The organism is Mucilaginibacter aureus (assembly GCF_053514885.1).
The window spans coordinates 1,387,223-1,407,829 of record NZ_CP170601.1; the positions used below are offsets into that span (position 1 = coordinate 1,387,223).

A 20,607-nucleotide genomic window follows, 5' to 3' on the forward strand; every position below is an offset into this window, starting at 1 on the left:
TATACTAAATGAGTACGCAACATCCATGGCACCAGGTTTCACCTGGCGAAAATATACCCAATATTGTTAACGCTATCATCGAAATCCCAAAAGGTTCAAAAGCCAAATACGAAATAGATAAAGAATCGGGCCTGTTAAAATTAGACCGTGTTTTATTCTCGTCGGTAATGTATCCGGCTAACTATGGCTTTATCCCGCAAACCTATTGCGATGATAAGGATCCGCTGGATATTTTGGTTTTATGCTCTGTTGACGTTTACCCGATGTCGATCATCGAGGCGCAGGTTATCGGTGTGATGCACATGGTTGATAACGGCGAGCAGGATGACAAGATCATCGCGGTAGCAAAAAACGACATGTCGGTTAACTACATTAACGAGCTAACCGAATTACCGCCGCATGCCATGAAAGAAATTGTACGTTTTTTCCAGGATTATAAAAAGCTGGAAGGTAAAAACGTAACCATAGAGCACCTGATGGGGCAGCGGTATGCCTACAAGGTGATCAACGAGGCGCTGGACTTGTACAAGTCTACTTTTCCAACTTATCAATCGTAAATGGCCCCACCCGACCTCCATATAAGCGGTTTTTACGTATTTGCCACCCTGGCGCTGGTTGCGCTTAACGGCTTTTTTGTTGCAGCCGAGTTTGCCATGGTGAGGGTGAGAGGATCGCAAATTGAACTGCAGGCAAAAACAGGCAGCGCCGTTGCCAAGGTTGCCAAAACCATTATGTTTAATTTGGATGGTTACCTGGCCGCCACGCAACTGGGTATCACCATTGCCTCGCTTGGTTTGGGTGTGGTGGGCGAAGGCGTGGTGAGCGCCATTATGCTCAATATATTTAATGATGTAGGTTTTACCGTTACATCAAACGTGGTGATCAATATCAGCCACATTACCGCATTTACGCTCATCACGGTGTTTCACATTGTATTTGGCGAATTAGCTCCCAAATCGATCGCGATACAGCGTTCTGTGCGTACGGTGATGGCGGTGTCTGTCCCGTTAAGGGTATTCTTTGTGATCTTCAGGCCCTTTATCTGGACGTTGAACACCTTTGCGAATTTTATATTAAGATCGTTAGGTATTAAAACCGTACCTGGCGGCGAGGCACACCATAGTTCGGAAGAGTTGCAATACCTGCTTGAACAGGGTAAGGAGACTGGCGCATTGGATTCGAGCGAGCACGAGCTGATCCAGAATGTGTTTGATTTTAACGAGCGTGTAGTTAAAAATATCATGGTGCCCCGTACCAAAATATCGGGGGTTGATCTGAATACCACCAAAGAAGAATTACTGGAAAGCATTATTACTGAAGGATATTCGCGGATGCCGGTTTACGATGACGTGATCGATAAGATTGTAGGTATTGTACACGCTAAAGATATTTTAGCTCTGCTTGCCCGTAACCAGGATATTGTGTTGAAGGATATTATCCGTAAACCGTACTTTATCCCGGAGACTAAAAAGATCAATGACCTGATGGCCGAACTGCAGCAAAAGCGCATCCAGATAGCTATCGTATCCGATGAGTTTGGCGGCACGGCAGGTATGGTTACCCTGGAAGATATTGTGGAGGAACTGGTTGGTGAGATACAGGACGAATACGACGAGGAAAAGCCGATAGTTGAAAAACTGAACGAGCGCGAGTTTGTAGTAAACGCACTTGCACCGATATATGATGTGAACGAGCATTTGCCGCATGACCTACCAGAGGATGGCGACTTTGATACCGTATCCGGATGGCTGGGTGATATTTTTGGTAAGATACCCGAGGTTGGCGAGCAAAAGGAGGCGAACGGATACAATATTACGGTACTCAAAAAATCAGATCAGAACATCGAGTCGGTAAAGCTCGAACTGCTCATTAACGAGTCGGACGCGATAGACCTGCACTAAACCGGTAGCCATGCAGCTTTTTTACACACCAGATATCACCGATTCGCCACTTTACTACCTGAGCGAAGAGGAGAGTAAACACGCTATCCGGGTATTACGCCTGCAAAATACTGATCACGTCCAATTGATTGACGGCAAGGGTGGTTTATACGAAGCCGAGATCGTTGACCCGCATCCCAAAAAGGTAGCCCTGAAACTATTATCGCATCAGCAGGAATTTGGCAAACGAAACCATTACCTGCACATTGCCGTGGCGCCTACCAAAAATATTGAACGCCTGGAATGGTTCCTGGAAAAGGCTACTGAGATAGGTATCGATGAGATCTCGCTCATTATTTGCCAGCGTTCGGAGCGTAAGGAAGCTAAGGCTGAACGCCTGAACAAGATCATTACGGCGGCCATCAAACAATCGCTCAAAGCGTACCACCCGGTGTTGAACGAGGCTGTGTCTTTTGCCAAATTCATCGCGCAAAGCAAAGCCGCCCAAAAAATGATAGCCCATTGCGAGCCGGGCGAAAAAGCCGATCTGCGAAAGCTGGTAAAACCTAACGGCGATTACCTGGTTTTGATTGGACCGGAAGGCGATTTTGCACCAAAAGAAATAGCCGATGCTTTGCAAAATGGATTTGAACCAATAACTTTAGGCGATAGTCGTTTACGTACGGAGACGGCCGCGCTGGAAGCCTGCTTCGAGATCAATTTTTTAAACCGCCCATGAGAGCACTCAATGCCATTGTTATAGTTTGCCTGTTGTTGCTAAGCAGCTTCAATGTGCCTACGTATAAGATGGCTAAGGTAAAGTATAATGGCGGCGGCGATTGGTATGGCGACCGCACAGCGCTGCCAAACCTGATAGCTTATTGTAACGATAACCTGAAAACCAATTTTCAGCAGCAGGATGAGATAGTGGAGGTTGGCAGTTCGGAAATATTTAATTACCCGTTTATATTTTTGACCGGACATGGTAACGTGATCTTCTCCAACCAGGAAGTGGCCAACCTGCGCAAATACCTGATTGGCGGCGGCTTTTTGCATATCGACGACAATTACGGCCTGGATAAATTTATCCGCCCGCAAATGAAAAAGGTTTTCCCGGAACTGGAATTTACCGAGCTGCCTGCCAATCATCCCATCTATCACCAGAAATATGATTTCCCGAACGGGCTGCCCAAGATACACGAACATGATGGTAAGCGCGCACAGGGTTTCGGTTTGATCTATAAAGGTAGGCTGGTTTGTTTTTACACTTACGAATGCGATTTAGGCAACGGATGGGAGGACCTGGGAACTTATCCTAACGACACGCAGGAATCGCGCTTAAAAGCCTTAAAAATGGGTGCTAACCTGATACAATACGTTTTAACGCAATAAACATGTACAGCATTAAAGTAAATGATCAATTTGGTTTTGAAGCAGCGGTAAAAAAGGACTTGCTAACCTTGAACAACACAGCCGTAAAAGCCGACGTAGCCAAGCTTGATGCAAACAATTATCATGTCATTAATCAAAACCGATCATACCGGGTGGAGGTGGTAGCTTTTGACCGTGCAGCCAAAACCGCAAGCATTAAAGTAAACGGCAATACTTACCAGGTAAAGGCCAAAGATCAGTTTGACGCTTTGTTAGAACAGCTTGGCATGAGCAATTTAAACAGCACCAAGGTAAGCGACATTAAAGCACCGATGCCGGGCCTGGTATTAAAAGTTTTAGTTGCCGAAGGCGATGAGGTTAAAAAAGGTGATAACCTGTTTGTATTAGAGGCCATGAAAATGGAAAACATCATCAAAGCCCCGGCCGATGCCACCATTAAAAGCATTAAAATAAAACCTACGGATAAGGTGGAGAAGGGGCAGTTGCTGATCCTGTTTAGCTAAAATCTCTCACATCTCCGTTGTCATCTCGAACGATAGTGAGAGATCTTCTACTGTAGGCTCGCAGGCTTTGCAGGTAGCAGAAGATTTCTCTTTCGCACCTCCTGCTATTCCCCCTCTGCTCTATCGAAATGACATAAGGGGTGGTTAGCCATTACATCTTCGATGAAGCAAAGGCAAATACCTTTTGCATAACCGGGCTTGGGCGTGCGCCGATATTGGTACGGATATTCAACTCTTCCGCAGCTATCTTGATAAACAGGCCGTCGATGGTTTTTTGGCAGGCGTAGTCAACAATATCAGGGTTTACCTTGCTTACAAAAGGTATTTTATTGTAGATGGTAGCGCCCTGGCTGTAGTATTGGGTTGCACCCGTTTTGCCTAAGCTTTTTTCGATAACGGGTTTAAATGCTGCAACAAGGGCTACGGTAGTTGTACGTTTAAAATATTGGGTGGCCGAATCGTTGTTACCTAACAGTATCTTTTGTACATCATCTAAAGTCATTTTTTTAATGGCATCTATAAAGATGGGCTTAGCCTGGCTGGCGGCATCTTCGGCAGCGCGGTTTAACGACAGGATGATCTTATCACACAAAGCGTCCTGGCCTAATTGCCTTAAACGGCTCTCAACTTTTTGCGCTTCGGGCGGGAACAATAGTTTTACAGTAGCGTCGGCAAAAAAGCCATCAACAGCTGATAATTTATCTGAGCTTTTGGTGGTTCCCTGGGTTAAGGCATCTTTTAAAGCGGTACCTATTTCTAAAGTGGTTGGCGTACCTGATGTACTTGTACTGCCCCCTGTAAGCGCTTTTATTGAGGATGGTAATTTTATTTGTGCCGATGCTGTGTTTAAAAAGCCTGCTGATAATAAAGTTGCAGCTAATAGGGGTAAACGAAATACTTTGTTCATAGTGGATATTTGCTCTAAAACGGTAATGATAGTTATTTAGTCTGTGCTAAACTAATAAATTAAACACAAATGCGATATCACGGTATCGGTCCATCAATTTTAGTATTCTTTGTATTTCATGTCAAACCGGCCAAGTGTTACATGCGTGGTATCTGTGATGTTTCTGATGTTTACAGCGTTAAATGAGAAGGTACCGGATATGATCTTGTTTACAGGGTCTAATTTGCTAATGTAAAGTTGTCCGCTAACTTGCGTGTTGGTGTAATAATCATAAAAAGTATGATTTGAAAACAACGAGTAGAATGCAGAAGCACCATTTGGCTTATTCGATTCTTTTAAAATATAGGTTTGGCCCTGGGTAAGAGCTAAGGAATCTGTTTGAATATAAACAGACGGCTCGGAATAATTGTCGCTATCGTTAAACGCCCCCAGCGAAAACGTATACCCACTCTTGTTATAGCCGGGTGAATAAACGCAGGTAAGGGGTTCCCGATAATACAATAATTTGTATTGCGCGAATGGTAAAAAAACTTTTCCATTAATAACGCAACCAAATGTATTGGCGCCGGTTTGTGTTTCGGGTGGTAATCTGTCCAGATTTGAACCCGGATCATCATATTTTTTTGTACACGATGACAAGAATAAAACACCAATAAGACACAGTTTGATCAAGCTGATCTGTTTTTGCATAGTAATACCGCTTTACATATTGGGATAAATATAAAGTAAGAATGAGCAGGCCCCTTGCCTTGCCGATGTGTCCTCACCGGCAAGTTACTACGCGTTTTTCACCAGGATGGTTTCCATCACGTTGGCTACATCTTCGCACATATCAGTAGCGGTTTCTAAGGCGGCCAGTATCTCTTTGTATTTGATGAGCTTTACAGCGTCCTTTTCGTATAAAAACAGATCGGCAACGGCGCGGTCAAAAACATCATCGGCCTGGTTCTCTATGCTGTTGATGCGGATGCACGAATCGGCAATGCTGCGCACATTGTTCATATCTTTTAATTCCTTGATGGCCTTTTCCATTTCAATGGCGCCGCTTAAGATCAGTTCTGAAAGTTTTTGCACGGCCGGTGTCATCTCTTCCATGTTGTACAGGTTCATCCGGTTTACCGAACCCTGTATATAATCCGCCACATCATCAATAGCGCCAGTTAACGAGGCAATGTCTTCCCTGTCGAACGGGGTGATAAAGTTTTTACTAAGCTCCAGGTATATCTGGTGAGTAATTTCGTCACCTACATTTTCCAGCTTATCAATTTGGTTAAACAGCGCAATCCTATCCGCAGCATCGGCAACAGCTACAACCTCAACCAATAGTTTAGCCATAGTAACCACATTGGTCGCGGCTTGCTCAAATAAAGGAAAAAATACTTTTTTGTCCTTTGGTACAAAATACTGGAAGATGCTGTTTAATGACATTGCGGGATTTTTTTAATTTATACAAATGTACCTCACCACTGTTAAGCCAGTGTTAACTTTTTAATACGGGTAACACAGGGAACGGCGACTGGCGTACCTTTTGCAAAGTAAAGCCAAATGTGGACCCGATACCTTCGGTGCTACGCACGTTGATGGTTTGCTGGTGCGACTCAACAATGTGTTTTACAATAGCCAAACCCAGACCGGAGCCGCCGATCTGCCTCGAGCGGCTGCTATCCGTGCGGAAAAAGCGCTCGAATAAACGCGGCAGGTACTTTTCTTCAATGCCGATACCATCATCGGTAACCTCTACCAAAACCTGTTCGTGCAGATCGTACAGTCGTACGGCGGTATGGCCGCCTTCCTTGCCGTATTTAAACGAGTTGTCGATCAGGTTTACCAGCACCTGGCGAATCTTCTCGCGATCGGCGCTCACCATAATGTGTTCGTCATACTTATCTTTAAACTCGAGCTTTATTTTGTGTTGTTTGGATTTCAGCTCCAGCGATTCGATCACTTCCTTGATCAGTTCGTTGATCCTGAATTTGGTGTAATTGATCGGTATTTCGCCCGATTCGAGTTTCGAGATCTCATCCAGGTCCTTGATCAGGTAGCTCAGCCGGTCTACGTTCTTGGCGGCCTTATCCAAAAACTGCTTCACCATATCCGGATCGTCCATATCATCCTGCAAAGCCTCAATGTAGCCTTGTATGGCAAAAAGCGGCGTTTTAAACTCGTGCGAAATGTTCGATAAAAAATCGCGCCTAAACTGCTCCTGCTTTTTGAGGTCTTCAATTTCGGTTTTCTTCTGGCGGGCCCACTCTTTCACTTCAACTTCCACGTCGTTTATCGGGTCGCTGCTTACATGGTCGCCAATGGCATCCTTCAGATCCTTACCCAGTTTTAAATTATGGATGAGTTTATAAATGATCTTGATTTTGGCCACAATATATCGCTCTATCATATAATAAATAAAGATAAAGCCCGATATCATGCTCACCGAAAAGGTAATGGCCACATCGTACCAACTATGCCTGAAGTAATAGTTTACCGCCGAAATAGTGATAGCTACGGCAAGGGCGTTGATGAAAACAAGTACGCGGAGTTTCATTTCGGGGGATGTAAAACGTAAATATACGTTGAAGCGGGTAAATAAGTTATATTTAACAAAAAGATAATGTGGAGGATGATTTCGAATGTTCAATTTCGAATTTTCTATCTTTCACGAAGTCATGCCGAGCTCGTTTCAGCTCGTTAGTCACAAGTTAACCCACCACACCACCAGCCCTTAAACTTGCGCCAGTAAAAAAATAAATCCGAAATTGAACATTCGAAACGGCGTAGCCCTCTTGAGCACCTTAAAAAAATAAGCAACAGCGAAAAATCCGAAATCAAAAAGATGTTTCCACATTCAAAAACACTGTCACCTCATTACTCAACACCACGCTGGTATCGCCTACGCCAAAATCGAGGCGGTTGAGTTTAAAGCTACCGGTAAAGGTCGCGATATTGCCTTTCGGGACGTAGGTAAACGGCAGCTGGATGCGTTTGGTTTTGCCTTTTATGGTGAGATCGAAATCGCCGGTATAGTTATTGCTGCCCGTTTGTTTAAATGAAACCGATTTGAGCGTGATCTTTGGGTAATGATCGGCATCAAAAAAACCTTCTTTACGCAGATGCTCATCGCGCATGTCATCGTCGCTGTTGATGGTTTTTACTGCTACCGAGGCCTCGATGCTGCTGGTTGCAAGCTGAGCTTTATCAAACAAGATAGTGGCTTCAACCCCGCCGAACTTTCCGTTAGTAGTGAAACCCATATTTTTGATCTGATAGGTAACGGATGATTTGGTTACCGTGTGTTTGGTTTGCGCGTTGGCGAGCAGGGTTGCGCCAAGCAATAGTATAATCAGGGATATTCTTTTCATTCGTGTTATTAAACTTCAAACCTAACGATTATACCTTTTTGTTGGTATAACCGTCATGGATTATTTACAATTATGACTGCTTAATTGCTTGTTGGTTTAAAGCATGGCTTTCAATGTTTCCAGGGTATCGGCTTCTTCCATGGGTTTATCTGTGCGCCAGCGCAGTATCCTCGGGAAGCGCAGCGCTACTCCGGATTTATGCCGGGTGGAATAATTGATACCCTCGAAACCGATCTCGAACACCAGCTGCGGTTTAACAGTGCGCACCGGGCCAAACTTTTCGAGCGTGTTGCGTTTAACAAAATTATCCACCTTGCGGATCTCTTCGTCGGTTAAACCGGAATAGGCTTTGGCAAAAGGCACCAGCTTATCACCATCCCAAACGGCAAAGGTATAATCGGTGTACAGGTCGGCGCGGCGGCCGTGGCCCTTTTGTGCGTAGATCATCACAGCGTCCACGGATAGCGGATCGATCTTCCACTTCCACCAGTCGCCGCGACGGCGGCCCACCTGGTAAGCGGCGTTTTTACGCTTGAGCATAATGCCCTCGGCTATCATACTGCGTGATTGTCCGCGGATGCCGGACAGTTCATCCCAGCTGTTAAAGCTGATCAGTGCCGAAATGCGGAAGGTATCCGGGTAGGCTGTTGCCGATTGCAGCTGTTCCAGTATCAGCCGACGTTCGCTTTGTGTGTGATGGCGGATATCCTCGCCGCCGTATTCCAGGCAATCATAAGCGATAACGGCTACCGGGCTTTCCTCCAATATCTTTTTGCTAAGATTTTTACGTCCAATGCGGGTTTGCAGCACATTGAACGGCATGGGCTGGCTATCGCGAAAGCTTAGTATCTCGCCATCCAATACAGTTCCATCAGGCAGGGCATTCAAAAACGGATGCAGCTCGGGGAATTTATCGGTAGCCAGATCCTCGCCCCGGCTCCAGATAAAGATCTTGTCCCCGCGCCTGATCATCTGCGCTCGGATGCCATCCCACTTCCATTCGGCCTGCCATTCGGCGGCATCGCCAAGAGCAACCTGCAGGTCATCTGCCGACTTCTGCTTTTCGGATGTTTCCTGTATGGGATACGCCAAAAAGAACGGATACGGGCGCGATATATCATCCGAAGCGCCTTCTTCGGCTATGAGCTGTGCAAACTGGTAATCTTCGGGCGCCCAGTTACCCATGATACGGTGTGTAATGGTTGCCGAATCAAGTTGAGAAATATCGGCCAAAGCCTTAACCACTAAGTTTTGCGATACCCCGATACGAAACCCGCCTGTAAGGAGCTTGTTGAATACAAAACGTTCCTGCGTATCCAGCATTTCCCACGATGTAAGCAGCCATTGCTTACGCTCGTCTTCGGTTTTATCGCCAAGCGAGTTGATCTCGGCTATCCATTCGGTTAGCGTTTTATTACTGCTGTTGGTGCTTTTAGGAAGCAGTAGCGTAATGGTTTCGGCCAGGTCGCCAACCACATGATAGCTTTCTTCAAACAACCAAACTGGTATATGTGCCATCTCCATGGCCCAGGTACGCACCAGGGTAGAATTAATGGGCCTTTTAGGTTTCCGGCCTGTAAACAGGGCCAGCATATGCATCTTATCGGTGTCGGGCACCGATAAAAAGTAATCCTTTAAAATCCTCACCTTTTCGTTGGTTTTATTAGTTTCATCAAGCGAGAGGAAGAGCTGGGCGAAGGCTTTCATTCCTTTGGTTCTCCTTCCGGGATGGCTTCGGTTTTAACCAAAACTTCTTCATCCGCCTCCGTCAACTCATCGCCACCATAAAGGGTATGCACTTCGTGCGCATCAAAACCTATCTCGCTTAGGTATCGCGCAAAGCTGGCCGTATAACCATGGGTAAGATAGACCTTTTCGCAGCCGGTAGCATCAATAGCACTGATCAGGCCGTTCCAATCGGCATGATCGCTAAGCACAAAACCACGGTCGGCAGCACGGCGGCGTTTGGCCCCGCGTATGCTCATCCAGCCCGAGCAATAACCAAAGTCGTACGGGTTAAAGCGGCGCATCCAGGGTGTACCCACCGATGACGGCGGCGCGATGATAATGCCCTTTCGGGCTTCTTCTTTAGATGTATCCGGAGTGATCCGATGGGTCGGATTCAGAACAATGCCATTGCGGCGCAAGGCTTCGTTGGTGTTTTCGATCACCCCGTGGGTATACACCTTACCTATCGACAGATCGAGGTTTTGCAAAATACGTTGCGCCTTGCCCAAACTGTAGCCCACAATCACGGTAGCAAGGCCATTCTCCACGTTATGTCGCCACCAGTTGTTGATCTCGTTAAAAGTTTCGGCTTGGGGTTTCCACTTGTAAACAGGCATCCCAAAAGTACACTCGGATATAAAATGATGGCAGCGTACCGGTTCAAACGGTGTGGAGATTCCATCATCTTCTACCTTATAATCGCCACTTACTACCCATATCTCGTCTTTATAGCATACCCGGATCTGTGCCGAACCGATAACATGCCCCGCCGGGTACAGGCTGATCTCCACCCCGTTCTTCATTACTTTTTCGCCGTATTCTACCGTTTGCAGCTGGATCTCGCCAAGGCGATAGCGCAGCACCTGTTCGCTGTAATGGTGCGCCAGGTAACGCTTGTTGCCGGCACGGGCATGGTCGCTGTGCGCATGTGTGATCACAGCATCATCAACAGGCAGCCAGGGATCGATATAAAACAAACCCTGTGCACAGTAAATGCCCTTATCGGTAAACTCAAGCAGTGGTTTTTTAAGCATGGTAATTAAAAAGGCCTGGTTATGTGCCGGGCCTTTAAGTAACATGTTTTAATGGTCAATGTTTTATTGGGCAGTATTGTTTGGTGTGCTGCTGTATACCTTAACGGCTTTGTGTATTTTATGATTCCCGATACCGGCAGTAATATAAAAAGCCGGTATTGAAGCCACCATAAGAATGAGCGGAGCACCGATCTGCAGGCTGGCTTGTCCCCGGTAGGTAGCCGCACCCGGCGAACCATAAGTTATGTTCCGTAACCCCCTATTATAAACAACAAAGCCCCGTTAAGTAAACATAACGGGGCTTCTATATTAATTATCTTAAATAATTTATAGTTTATTAACCGGAGGTGCTGTATTGATTTTGGTTATTTTGTTATCCATTAAAATATAGTCAGTGAGTATCTGCCCGCCGGCATATTTTAAAAAGTCGAGATCCTCGCTTCTTGGTTTTTTCTGGCCTTTTTTAAGAACCGGTAAGCCCAAAGCAACACGCTCGGCATTTTCGCCTTCGGTGGTTTTGGCCTCATCAATATCACGTTGTTTTTTCAGCTGTTCTTCGTTCAGCGAGATGCTTTTTTCGGCGTCGCGTTTCTTATAATCATTCATGGCGTTCACCAGGTATTTATAAGCCGGGTTATTGGCCATGCGCTCCGTAAACATTTGGTTTAGTTTAGGCACGGCTGCAGCCAGGTCGCCTGCTTTAACATAATTGCTTTTCGCAATCATATCGTAAGGCAATGCCGATGGCTCGGTATCTTCGCCATATTTATCCACCGGGATAAGCGACGGGAACTTAATATCGGGAGTTACACCTTTATGCTGGGTTGAAGTACCGTTAATACGATAAAACTTGGCTATAGTTAAATTAAGCTGACCTAATATGCTTTGGTTACCCGATCCATCCGGAACAGGTGTTTTGGTTTTGGCAAATAAGGCCTTCAGTTCTTCCATTTTGCCAGGCTCTATCTGCTGGTCAAGGTCAATTTCGTTTTGCACGGTACCTTTACCATAGGTTTGTGTGCCGATGATCAGTCCGCGGCCGTAATCCTGTATGGCGCCGGCAAAAATTTCGGATGCCGATGCGCTGAAACGGTCAACCATTACCGCGAGTGGGCCGGTATAAGCAACGCCGGTATCCTCGTCGCGCTCCACGTCGATCCGGTTGCGGCTATCACGTACCTGCACCACCGGACCAGCTTTGATGAACAATCCGGTCAGGCTGATCGCTTCAGGTAATGAACCGCCTCCATTTTCGCGCAGGTCTATCACCACACCATCAACACCTTTTTGTTTCAAGGTATCCAATATCCTCCGCACATCGCGGGTAACACTTTTGTAATTGGGGTTACCGGCGCGATAGTCGGCAAAGTTCATGTAAAAATCCGGGATGTTAATAATGCCTATTTTGGTGATCTTACCATTGGTATTATAGGTCTTGATCTCCGATTTTGCCGAACGGTCTTCCAAAACTATCTTCTCCCTAACAATGTCCAGCGTTTTAGGCTGGTCGGAAGCCTTGGCGCCTTTTGGCAACAGTTTCAATCGCACAACAGTGCCTTTAGGTCCGCGTATCAGCGATATGGCATCATCAATGCGCCAGCCTACAATATCTTTAAACTCACCGTCTTTACCCTGTGCAACGGCAACAATACGGTCGTCAACATTAACCTCTTTGGTTTTATACGCCGGGCCGCCCGGTACAATGGTTTTGATGGTTACATAATCATTTTCGGTAGCCAGCGTTGCGCCAATACCTTCCAGCGAACGCGACATTTCCATATTGAACTGCGACGCATTAAACGGCGTAAAGTAACTGGTATGCGGATCTATAGCACCGGTAAAAGCATCCATAAATTGCTGAAAAACATCTTTACTCGATAACTTATTAGCATTAGCCAACAGGTTTTCATAGCGTTTTTTCAGCGTCTCTTTATCTTTAGCGATATCGGCATTAGCCAGTTTAAGGTTAAGCAGATCATATTTAACACGCTTGCTCCAAAGTTCGTTCATCTCGGCGTCGGTGTTTATAAAAGGCAAATTATCCCTGTCGTAGGTAAAAGTTTCGTTTTTGGTAAAATCGTAGGTTTTATCCAGCTGCGCCAGCGAGTATTTTACCCTTTCCAGATAGCGTTTTTGGTAAACGTTAAACATGTAAAAAACATCCGCCAGGTCGCCGGCCTTAATATCATCGTCGAGTTTGGTTTTAAACGGCTCAAAGCTTTTCACATCAGATGCCAGCAGGTAATTGTGGTTTTCATCCAAACTTTTTAAATACCTGTTGTAAATTACCGTCGAAAGCGAATCATCCAGCGGAAGCTTTTTATAATTGATCTGCAGCATTTCGGCAACCAGGTGCACCACTACGCTTTGCCTTTCATCAGGGGTAATATCATTTGATCCCGGAACCTTCACCATCGGTTTTCTTGGAGCAGCAGCGGTACATGCCAGCGTTGCGCCAAGTATAAGCAGCACATATATTTTCTTAAACATATCTTTTACTGAATTTACATCAATTTTTGGACTGAACATTTATCTGATAACGTAATTAATTGCTAATCTATATAAAAAAAGAAACAGCCCTACAGCTGTTCCACTAATAACAATAACAATATTACAAAAATGTTTGATTTGTTTTACGCTAAAGGCACCTATAAACATTAAATTACAATTCGCAGAAGATCGGTGCACAGATCAGATAATGTTTTTTTGATAAGCGTACTGTAACAGGCCGGCCGTATTGGCAGCTGATGCTTTCCGCAAAATATTACTCCGGTGGCTTTCCACTGTGCGTTCGCTTATGGCCAGCTGATCGGCTATCTCGCGGCTGCTGTGTTCTTTGGCTATCAGTTTAATGATCTCTATCTCACGCTCGGTAAACCTGATCATGGTATCAACCCTAGTCATGGCCTGCTGTACCTCTTCCGAAAAATATTGGCCACCATTGGCTATGATGTTAAGCGCCTGCACCAGTTCTTCTTCGCTGGCATCTTTTAACACATAGCCGCAAACGCCCGCATCAACCATTTGCTTAATGATCACCGGGTCGCAAAACATCGATAAGGCCAGTATCCGCATACGCGGATATCTTTTCAAAACGGTACGCGCCAGCTCAACACCCGACATTTGCGGCATGTTGATGTCGGTCAATAAAATATCCGTGGGATTTCTTTTCAACAGTGTCATCACCTCTGCCGGGTTATTGCTTATACCGCTTATCTCAAATCCGCTTTGATCGGCAAGTAACGAGGCTACCCCCTGTGGTATCAGAAAATGATCGTCGACAATAAAGATCCTGCGTTTATGCTGGTAAGGCATAAAATATTCGTTTAGTACTGTTAATTTTTTTTCTCTTCGGCTAACTCAGCATACCTGATATCGTTTTTGATATTCAGACTGCGGTTATGCTCAACTATAAGCAGCTTTTTTTTGATCTCGTTAACATCGTTTAAACGGCCCTTGCCTGCTGCAAAATCAATGGCGGCGTTCAGGTCGTCCTTTGCCTGGGCAAAGTCGCCTATCTGCAATTTTACCATCCCCAGGCCAACCAATGATGCTATTGTATTGGCATCATCCCCTTTTTGGCGGGCCAGGTAATTGATCTGCAAAAAGTACCATTTAGCTTCCGAATAACGCTGCTGCTCCAGGTACAGGGCTATTAAGCTGTTAAAGTTATCAATACTTTCAGAGTGCATATGAAACCGCAGCGTATGATAAAGTGATTTCATCAATGCCGCTTCGGTTACATCATAGCTAAACTGGCTGCGTTCAAATTTTATATTAGCTGTTATGGCCGGGTTAACTATTTTGCTTTGCATTATACCCACATTGTGGGCTTGCTGCAATGGCGAATATCTCACCAATACGGGCTTCTTTTTCATCCACTGAAACTGTGCGTCAGCAGACAAACAAATTAATAAACATAGGGGGGCGAGTATAAATACTCTCGTCTTTTTAAACACTATAATATCCGTATGCTACAAATATACATCTAAAACACCTATCGTTAACCAGTATTGTGTAAAATTTTCGATTAAATTAAATATCGCCATTAATTTGCTCTATTCTTGTTGGCAGGTTTTCTTTCCTCCAGGTAAAAGTGCCATAACAGCATTGTAGCCAGTGTCTGGTACGGTTTCCAGCTTTTCGCGATCAGTAAAATATCCTCCCTTGATATTCCTGCCGGCAGATTTTTGATCCTTTTCAAGGCATTTACCGCTGCAAGGTCGCCCACGGGGAATATATCTGCCCGGTGCAGAATAAAGATCAGGTAAATATCTACCGTCCAGTTACCAATACCTTTAATAGCGGTTAATTGCTGCCGCACCTCATCATCAGTTAAATATTCAAGCTTTTCCAGCGATAGTTGTCCGCTCACTATACATTCGGCCAGATGCCTTACATAAATAGTTTTTTGCCTGCTAAAGTAACAGCCTTTTAATTCTTCATCGGTTAAAAGCAATAGGCGGGCGGGCGTAATCTCCTGTATCTTTTCCTTTAATTTATTTAATGCCGATAGTGCCGAAGCCAGCGATACCTGCTGCTCCAAAATAATATGGACCAGTGATTCAAAAGTATTTGGCCGCTGCCATAGCGGTGGGTAGCCATACGTTTTGATGATATTACCCAGGTCGGCATCTATTGCAGCTACGTTGTCGCAAAGCTGGGGCAGGTTGGTGATGTCAAAATGTTGGCTCAAGTAAAATAAGTTTTGCTAACAAAATTAGGATTTAGGATTTAGATTTTCCTAATTTTACTTTTATGAGTACCCTGCCACCTTTAGCCGAGCGCATGCGCCCAAAAAACCTTGACGAATATGTTGGGCAAAAACATTTGGTTGGGCCCGGCGCGGTATTGCGTAAGGCTATCGAATCGGGCAATTTGCCATCCATGATCTTTTGGGGGCCGCCGGGGGTGGGTAAAACTACGCTGGCCTTTATTATCTCTCAATCGTTAGACAGGCCTTTCTTTTCCCTGAGCGCTATCAATTCGGGCGTAAAAGACGTGCGCGAAGTGATCGAGAAAGCTGCGCTATTGCGCAAGGCAGGGCAAGCCTTACCGGTATTGTTTATCGATGAGATCCACCGATTTTCCAAATCGCAGCAGGACTCGCTGCTTGGTGCTGTTGAACGCGGCATTGTTACCCTAATAGGCGCCACCACCGAAAACCCTTCGTTCGAAGTCATCTCGGCTTTGCTTTCGCGATGCCAGGTGTATATTTTAAAACCCTTAAGCGAGGACGATCTGATCCACCTGCTGCAAACCGCACAGCAACAAGACGAGGTAATTAAAAATCGTAATATCACTATTGAAGATTACGAAGCATTGATCCGCCTTTCGGGAGGCGATGCCCGCAAACTGCTCAATATCTTTGAACTGCTCATCAATGCGCTCGATAGTGATAACATCACCATCACCAACGATGTAGTGCTCGAAAATGTGCAGCAAAACATGGCCCTGTATGATAAGGCAGGCGAGCAGCATTACGATATCATTTCTGCCTTCATCAAATCCATGCGCGGCAGCGACCCCAACGGCGCTGTTTACTGGCTTGCGCGGATGATAGTAGGTGGCGAAGACCCCCTGTTCATTGCCCGCCGCATGCTCATCCTGGCATCCGAAGATATCGGCAATGCCAACCCTAACGCCCTTTTACTGGCGCAAAGCTGTTTTAATGCGGTACAGGTTATCGGCATGCCCGAATCGCAGCTCATTTTATCGCAAACCGTTATTTACCTGGCCACATCGCCCAAAAGCAACTCGGCAACAACTGCCATAGGTGCGGCTATTGCAATGGTTAAGCAAACTGGCGATCTGCCCGTGCCCCTGCACCTGCGCAATGCACCAACCAAACTGATGAAAAACATAGGCTATGGCAAAAACTATCAATACGCACACAGTTTTGAAGGCAATTTTGTGGACCAGGATTTTTTACCCGAAGCCATCCGCGGAACTAAATTATACGAACCAGGTAACAATTCGCGCGAAAACGAATCTAAAGAGAAATTAAAAAAACTTTGGGGCGACAGGTATAAATACTAACTTACCACTCACTATTAACTGCTCACCATTTAACACTATATGACCTTAACTTTTATCCGGCACGAGCTAAAATCCTTTTGGCGGTCAAAAAATACCGGTAAAACCGTAGCTATACGTATTGTAATGGGTATATTAATTTTATACCTGCTGCTTAATGTGCTGGTGGTTTCCTTTTTTCTGGATAAAATATTAGAAAAATCCTTCCCCACGCAAGATCTGATCACCTCTTTCTGCGGTATTGTACTCTACTATTTTTTGTTCGATCTGTTGATGCGTTTCCAGTTGCAGGAGTTACCCACACTAAGGGTACAGCCTTACTTGTTGCTGCCGGTGCGTAAAAACACCCTCATCAGGTATCTGTCATTCGCGTCGCTACAGTCGTTTTTTAACCTGTGGCCAATCATCTTGTTTTGCCCGTTTATATTTAAAGTAGTAAAGCCCGAGCGCGGTATAGGCGCAGCCTTGCTGCTAATTGTTGCCATATTGGGCCTAACCATCTTCAACAATTATCTCAGCTTATATATCAAGCGCCGCTCGAGCTTAAACGGGTGGGTATCTATTGGTTTCGCGGCTGTGCTGATAGTTCTTGGCGCCAGCGATTTTGCCTGGCACGTGGTTTCGTTCAGCAAAATTTCGTTTGTTTATTTCGGCCATCTGCTTACACAACCAGTACTGGTGCTTATCCCAGTAGTACTGGCTTTGGTAATGTACTACATTAACTTTTTGTACCTCAAACAAAATCTGTACCTCGAAGAGTTAGGCTCGCGCAAAACAAGCTACAAAAGCAGCACCGAGTTCCCGATACTTGATCGTTTAGGTTCAGTTGGCGACCTGGTAGGTAACGAGTTAAAATTGATCTTTCGCAATAAGCGCCCGCGTTCGGCCCTGGTGATGACACTGATGTTTATGTTTTACGGCCTCATATTTTACACCAACAAACACTATTCCGGCGATTACATGAAGATTTTTTGCGGTATGTTCATGACCGGCATTTTCATTATCAACTACGGCCAGTTTATGTATGGCTGGCAGGCAGGCCATTTTGATGGGATATTAGTAAGTAAAGTTAAGTTCCGTGATTTTTTACGTGCCAAATACCTGTTGTTCACCGCGGTATCTTGCGTAGCGTTTTTGTTAACCACGCCTTATGCCTACTTTGGCTGGCACATTGTGCTGGTACATTTTGTAATGTTTGTTTGGAACATTGGCGTTAACACCACCATCGTGCTGTTTTTTGCCAACCGCAATTATAAACGCATCGACTTAAGCAAGGGTGCCTCATTTAACTGGGAAGGCGTTGGGGCAACACAATTACTACTGGGCTTCCCGTTGTTTATATTACCATTTATCATTTACGGGCCATTGGCATTCTTTAAACATCCGGATATTGCCCTGGCCATTTTATTTACGGTGGGTATACTGTTTATTTTAACACGCAGCTACTGGATCAAACTTTTAGAAACTGATTTTTACGAAAAGAAATATAAAATAGCCGATGGCTTCAGAGCTAAATAATTATGATAGAAATTAAAGACCTTAAAAAAGTTTACGCCGATGTGGTTGTGGTTAATGTGCCGCACCTTAACATTGGTAAAGGCGAAAGCGTTGGCCTGATAGGTAATAACGGCGCAGGTAAAACAACCCTGTTCCGCACCATTCTCGATCTGATCCGCCCCGAAAAAGGCGAGGTTCTGTCAAATGGCGAAAATGTGGCCAATAGCGAAAAGTGGAAAAACTATACCGCGGCCTACCTTGACGAAAGCTTCCTGATAGATTATCTTACACCCGAAGAATACTTTTATTTTATTGGCGGCCTGCACCAGCAAAGCCGTGCCCATGTTGATGATTTCTTAGCTTCGTTTGCCGATTTTTTTAATGGTGAGATCTTAAAAAAAGGCAAATACATTCGCGATCTGAGCAAGGGCAACCAATGCAAGGTTGGTGTTGCCGCGTGCCTGCTTCAAAACCCGGAGGTGTTGATGCTGGATGAACCTTTTGCCAATATTGACCCAAGCACACAGATCAGACTTAAAAACTTATTAAAAGACATGAACCGCTCACGCGGGATAACTACCATTGTATCAAGCCATGATCTCAACCACGTAACCGAAGTTTGCGAACGCATTTTGCTGATGGAAAAGGGCAAGATTATTAAGGATATTACCACAAGCGCTACCACCTTAAAAGAGCTGGAAGAATATTTTGCAGTAGGTGGCGAAACCCCTACGATCAATGTTCCACCTGTTGAGTTAAAGTAAAATGCCCGTACACATTCGCGAAGCAAGCCTTACCGATGTTGAGGCTATTTGCCAGATAGCCCATAAAACCTGGTGGCCAACCTATAGCTCCATTTTAAGTGCCGAACAGTTAACTTTCATGCTTGGTGTGCTTTACAATCACGAAAAAATCAGCACCCAGGTCCAAACCGGCGAACAGACGTTTTTAATACTCACCGAAGATGATCAGGTGGTAGCATTTGCGGCCTATTCCGTTCGCGAAGAAAACCCAGATATTTATAAACTCCACAAATTATATTGCCTGCCACAAACCCAGGGTAAAGGCTATGGTAAAGTATTAATTAACGAGGTAATATCCAGGGTTATAGCGGCAGGCAAAAATGTGCTGCAGCTTAATGTAAACCGGTTCAATAATGCCCGTACTTTTTACGAAAAAATGGGATTCGGGATCGTTTACCAGGAAGATATTGCCATCGGCGATTATTGGATGAACGATTTTGTAATGCAAAAAACGCTCTCTTAGGCTCCTAATCCTTGCTTGTCAGGCATTTTTTGATAACAAATTCTCAATTTTTTTTACTATTGATTATAAAAAAGGGTTGTGATCGATTAAATAATTCGTAAAAAAATAAAAATTAATTTGATGCGTTATTTTTTAATACGCATAGAAAATTTGACCGGCATTTTTATTATGTTAGGAAACTATTTATCCGTGCGCAACGTATAATAGTCAGAACCCTTTATTAAAACTTTTTTTAACCCATTAATTAACTAACATGTTGATATTGCAAGTTATTGTCCCCGCAATACCCGGTATTGTCATGACACTTATCGCTATACAGTTGCTCCCCAAGAGAGACCGGTAAGCAAACTGAGTTTAACGAATTATGATTGTTTAACCATCCAGTAAAAACACAAAAAGCTCTTTGGGGCCATGTGCACCTAAAACCAGTGTTTTTTCAATATCTGCTGTACGGCTTGGGCCGGTTATAGTTGATATAAGTGATGGTATGGCATTGCTGTGTTTATTTTTGATCAGCTTAAAGCCATCGCTCAGGTCCATAACCAATTGCGAGGTGTAAGCTAATACAATATGCACATTGGGATAAATACTCAATCGGCGGCCAGCTGCATTGCCGTTTGAGATCAGTATGCTGCCATTGCGCGCAATAAGCGCTTCGCACAACGTAAAACCTACTTCGGCTTGCTCAAAATCTTTGTCCGTTTCAAAAAACGGGTATTCGTATTGGGTCAAAATGTCTTGTAGTGGTTTTTCCCAGCAATAAATTTTTCGCCAGTTGCGCTCTTCGGCAAGTGTAAGCAGGTTTTCAATAAACTGCATCTCGTCTTCACAAAAAACAAACTGCCCATTAACCGCGGTAAATTGCTCAGCAAATAAAAGCTCTGGCAAATCGGCAGGGGGCGGGTACAAGGGTAGATCTTCCATATTAGGGTATGGGTTATCCCGCCTTTCCAGCAAAGCTTTGCGAATCTTTTTAAGCAGTTTTTCTTTACTTGTTGTGTTGTTTTTCAT

21 protein-coding genes are annotated in these 20,607 nt (G+C 44.7%); 9 read left to right on the forward strand and 12 right to left on the reverse strand.

Features of this window, described 5'->3' with window-relative positions:
* Positions 1–8: 8 nt before the first annotated feature.
* The 5 genes from ACFGVR_RS05845 to ACFGVR_RS05865 are packed head-to-tail and all read left to right on the forward strand — an operon-like array spanning position 9 to position 3,775.
* Complete coding sequence (locus ACFGVR_RS05845) at positions 9–557, forward strand: inorganic diphosphatase (protein ID WP_448701741.1); 549 nt, start codon at positions 9–11, stop codon at positions 555–557.
* Positions 558–1,901, forward strand: coding sequence for a hemolysin family protein (locus ACFGVR_RS05850; RefSeq protein WP_448701743.1), 1,344 nt, complete (start codon positions 558–560; stop codon positions 1,899–1,901). It begins immediately after the preceding gene.
* A 10-nt stretch (positions 1,902–1,911) separates the two neighbouring features.
* A complete protein-coding gene (locus tag ACFGVR_RS05855; protein WP_448701745.1) occupies positions 1,912–2,619 on the forward strand; it encodes a 16S rRNA (uracil(1498)-N(3))-methyltransferase in 708 nt (235 codons plus the stop codon).
* Entirely contained in the window at positions 2,616–3,272 is a 657-nt protein-coding gene (locus tag ACFGVR_RS05860; RefSeq protein ID WP_448701746.1) for a DUF4159 domain-containing protein, read from the forward strand. Before ACFGVR_RS05855 ends, ACFGVR_RS05860 begins: the two co-directional genes overlap by 4 nt.
* 2 nt (positions 3,273–3,274) lie before the next feature.
* The gene (locus ACFGVR_RS05865) at positions 3,275–3,775 is read left to right on the forward strand and encodes a biotin/lipoyl-containing protein (RefSeq protein ID WP_448701748.1); all 501 of its coding nucleotides are present in this window, start codon (positions 3,275–3,277) and stop codon (positions 3,773–3,775) included.
* Between the two features lie 151 nt (positions 3,776–3,926).
* Here the strand turns inward: ACFGVR_RS05865 and ACFGVR_RS05870 are convergent, their stop codons facing one another.
* The 11 genes from ACFGVR_RS05870 to ACFGVR_RS05920 form a co-directional block, all read right to left on the reverse strand.
* Positions 3,927–4,682 (reverse strand): DUF4197 domain-containing protein, encoded by a 756-nt coding sequence (locus ACFGVR_RS05870; protein WP_448701750.1) that lies wholly within the window; start codon positions 4,680–4,682, stop codon positions 3,927–3,929.
* A 99-nt stretch (positions 4,683–4,781) separates the two neighbouring features.
* Positions 4,782–5,372, reverse strand: a complete 591-nt coding sequence (locus tag ACFGVR_RS05875; RefSeq protein ID WP_448701752.1) for a hypothetical protein — start codon at positions 5,370–5,372, stop codon at positions 4,782–4,784.
* Positions 5,373–5,459: 87 nt separating this feature from the next.
* The gene (locus tag ACFGVR_RS05880) at positions 5,460–6,110 is read right to left on the reverse strand and encodes a DUF47 domain-containing protein (protein ID WP_448701754.1); all 651 of its coding nucleotides are present in this window, start codon (positions 6,108–6,110) and stop codon (positions 5,460–5,462) included.
* A gap of 52 nt (positions 6,111–6,162) precedes the next feature.
* Positions 6,163–7,221: a sensor histidine kinase gene (locus ACFGVR_RS05885; protein ID WP_448701755.1), complete on the reverse strand. Its 1,059-nt coding sequence runs from the start codon at positions 7,219–7,221 to the stop codon at positions 6,163–6,165.
* Positions 7,222–7,501: 280 nt separating this feature from the next.
* Positions 7,502–8,035, reverse strand: a complete 534-nt coding sequence (locus ACFGVR_RS05890; RefSeq protein ID WP_448701756.1) for a YceI family protein — start codon at positions 8,033–8,035, stop codon at positions 7,502–7,504.
* A gap of 96 nt (positions 8,036–8,131) precedes the next feature.
* On the reverse strand, positions 8,132–9,742 hold the full coding sequence (locus ACFGVR_RS05895) for an ATP-dependent DNA ligase (RefSeq protein WP_448701757.1): 1,611 nt from the start codon (positions 9,740–9,742) through the stop codon (positions 8,132–8,134).
* Positions 9,739–10,842 carry a ligase-associated DNA damage response exonuclease gene (locus ACFGVR_RS05900; protein WP_448701758.1) on the reverse strand — a complete coding sequence of 368 codons (1,104 nt, stop codon included), beginning with the start codon at positions 10,840–10,842 and terminating at the stop codon, positions 9,739–9,741. The genes ACFGVR_RS05895 and ACFGVR_RS05900 overlap by 4 nt, the downstream gene beginning before the upstream one ends.
* Before the next feature lie 282 nt (positions 10,843–11,124).
* The gene (locus ACFGVR_RS05905) at positions 11,125–13,287 is read right to left on the reverse strand and encodes a carboxy terminal-processing peptidase (RefSeq protein WP_448701759.1); all 2,163 of its coding nucleotides are present in this window, start codon (positions 13,285–13,287) and stop codon (positions 11,125–11,127) included.
* A 201-nt stretch (positions 13,288–13,488) separates the two neighbouring features.
* Positions 13,489–14,112 (reverse strand): response regulator, encoded by a 624-nt coding sequence (locus ACFGVR_RS05910; protein ID WP_448701760.1) that lies wholly within the window; start codon positions 14,110–14,112, stop codon positions 13,489–13,491.
* 20 nt (positions 14,113–14,132) lie between these two features.
* Positions 14,133–14,702: a tetratricopeptide repeat protein gene (locus ACFGVR_RS05915; RefSeq protein WP_448701761.1), complete on the reverse strand. Its 570-nt coding sequence runs from the start codon at positions 14,700–14,702 to the stop codon at positions 14,133–14,135.
* A 143-nt stretch (positions 14,703–14,845) separates the two neighbouring features.
* The gene (locus ACFGVR_RS05920) at positions 14,846–15,493 is read right to left on the reverse strand and encodes a DNA-3-methyladenine glycosylase family protein (protein WP_448701763.1); all 648 of its coding nucleotides are present in this window, start codon (positions 15,491–15,493) and stop codon (positions 14,846–14,848) included.
* Positions 15,494–15,555: 62 nt separating this feature from the next.
* Between ACFGVR_RS05920 and ACFGVR_RS05925 the strand changes: the two genes are divergently transcribed.
* Genes ACFGVR_RS05925 through ACFGVR_RS05940 form a run of 4 tightly spaced genes read left to right on the forward strand, consistent with a single transcriptional unit; the run spans position 15,556 to position 19,596 of the window.
* The gene (locus tag ACFGVR_RS05925) at positions 15,556–16,836 is read left to right on the forward strand and encodes a replication-associated recombination protein A (protein WP_448701764.1); all 1,281 of its coding nucleotides are present in this window, start codon (positions 15,556–15,558) and stop codon (positions 16,834–16,836) included.
* Positions 16,837–16,875: 39 nt separating this feature from the next.
* Positions 16,876–18,351 (forward strand): DUF5687 family protein, encoded by a 1,476-nt coding sequence (locus ACFGVR_RS05930; RefSeq protein WP_448701765.1) that lies wholly within the window; start codon positions 16,876–16,878, stop codon positions 18,349–18,351.
* A 2-nt stretch (positions 18,352–18,353) separates the two neighbouring features.
* Positions 18,354–19,094 (forward strand): ABC transporter ATP-binding protein, encoded by a 741-nt coding sequence (locus ACFGVR_RS05935; protein ID WP_448701766.1) that lies wholly within the window; start codon positions 18,354–18,356, stop codon positions 19,092–19,094.
* A 1-nt stretch (position 19,095) separates the two neighbouring features.
* Positions 19,096–19,596, forward strand: a complete 501-nt coding sequence (locus ACFGVR_RS05940) for an N-acetyltransferase family protein (RefSeq protein ID WP_448701767.1) — start codon at positions 19,096–19,098, stop codon at positions 19,594–19,596.
* A gap of 372 nt (positions 19,597–19,968) precedes the next feature.
* Here the strand turns inward: ACFGVR_RS05940 and ACFGVR_RS05945 are convergent, their stop codons facing one another.
* Entirely contained in the window at positions 19,969–20,607 is a 639-nt protein-coding gene (locus ACFGVR_RS05945) for a LutC/YkgG family protein (RefSeq protein WP_448701769.1), read from the reverse strand.

Bases quoted from the DNA above. Each gene is read 5' to 3' on its own strand.
- ACFGVR_RS05845 (WP_448701741.1), top strand. From the start codon at position 9: ATGAGTACGCAACATCCATGGCACCAGGTTTCACCTGGCGAAAATATA.
- ACFGVR_RS05850 (WP_448701743.1), top strand. From the start codon at position 558: ATGGCCCCACCCGACCTCCATATAAGCGGTTTTTACGTATTTGCCACC.
- ACFGVR_RS05855 (WP_448701745.1), top strand. From the start codon at position 1,912: ATGCAGCTTTTTTACACACCAGATATCACCGATTCGCCACTTTACTAC.
- ACFGVR_RS05860 (WP_448701746.1), top strand. From the start codon at position 2,616: ATGAGAGCACTCAATGCCATTGTTATAGTTTGCCTGTTGTTGCTAAGC.
- ACFGVR_RS05865 (WP_448701748.1), top strand. From the start codon at position 3,275: ATGTACAGCATTAAAGTAAATGATCAATTTGGTTTTGAAGCAGCGGTA.
- ACFGVR_RS05870 (WP_448701750.1), bottom strand. From the start codon at position 4,682: ATGAACAAAGTATTTCGTTTACCCCTATTAGCTGCAACTTTATTATCA.
- ACFGVR_RS05875 (WP_448701752.1), bottom strand. From the start codon at position 5,372: ATGCAAAAACAGATCAGCTTGATCAAACTGTGTCTTATTGGTGTTTTA.
- ACFGVR_RS05880 (WP_448701754.1), bottom strand. From the start codon at position 6,110: ATGTCATTAAACAGCATCTTCCAGTATTTTGTACCAAAGGACAAAAAA.
- ACFGVR_RS05885 (WP_448701755.1), bottom strand. From the start codon at position 7,221: ATGAAACTCCGCGTACTTGTTTTCATCAACGCCCTTGCCGTAGCTATC.
- ACFGVR_RS05890 (WP_448701756.1), bottom strand. From the start codon at position 8,035: ATGAAAAGAATATCCCTGATTATACTATTGCTTGGCGCAACCCTGCTC.
- ACFGVR_RS05895 (WP_448701757.1), bottom strand. From the start codon at position 9,742: ATGAAAGCCTTCGCCCAGCTCTTCCTCTCGCTTGATGAAACTAATAAA.
- ACFGVR_RS05900 (WP_448701758.1), bottom strand. From the start codon at position 10,842: ATGTTACTTAAAGGCCCGGCACATAACCAGGCCTTTTTAATTACCATG.
- ACFGVR_RS05905 (WP_448701759.1), bottom strand. From the start codon at position 13,287: ATGTTTAAGAAAATATATGTGCTGCTTATACTTGGCGCAACGCTGGCA.
- ACFGVR_RS05910 (WP_448701760.1), bottom strand. From the start codon at position 14,112: ATGCCTTACCAGCATAAACGCAGGATCTTTATTGTCGACGATCATTTT.
- ACFGVR_RS05925 (WP_448701764.1), top strand. From the start codon at position 15,556: ATGAGTACCCTGCCACCTTTAGCCGAGCGCATGCGCCCAAAAAACCTT.
- ACFGVR_RS05930 (WP_448701765.1), top strand. From the start codon at position 16,876: ATGACCTTAACTTTTATCCGGCACGAGCTAAAATCCTTTTGGCGGTCA.
- ACFGVR_RS05935 (WP_448701766.1), top strand. From the start codon at position 18,354: ATGATAGAAATTAAAGACCTTAAAAAAGTTTACGCCGATGTGGTTGTG.
- ACFGVR_RS05940 (WP_448701767.1), top strand. From the start codon at position 19,096: ATGCCCGTACACATTCGCGAAGCAAGCCTTACCGATGTTGAGGCTATT.
- ACFGVR_RS05945 (WP_448701769.1), bottom strand. From the start codon at position 20,607: ATGAAAAACAACACAACAAGTAAAGAAAAACTGCTTAAAAAGATTCGC.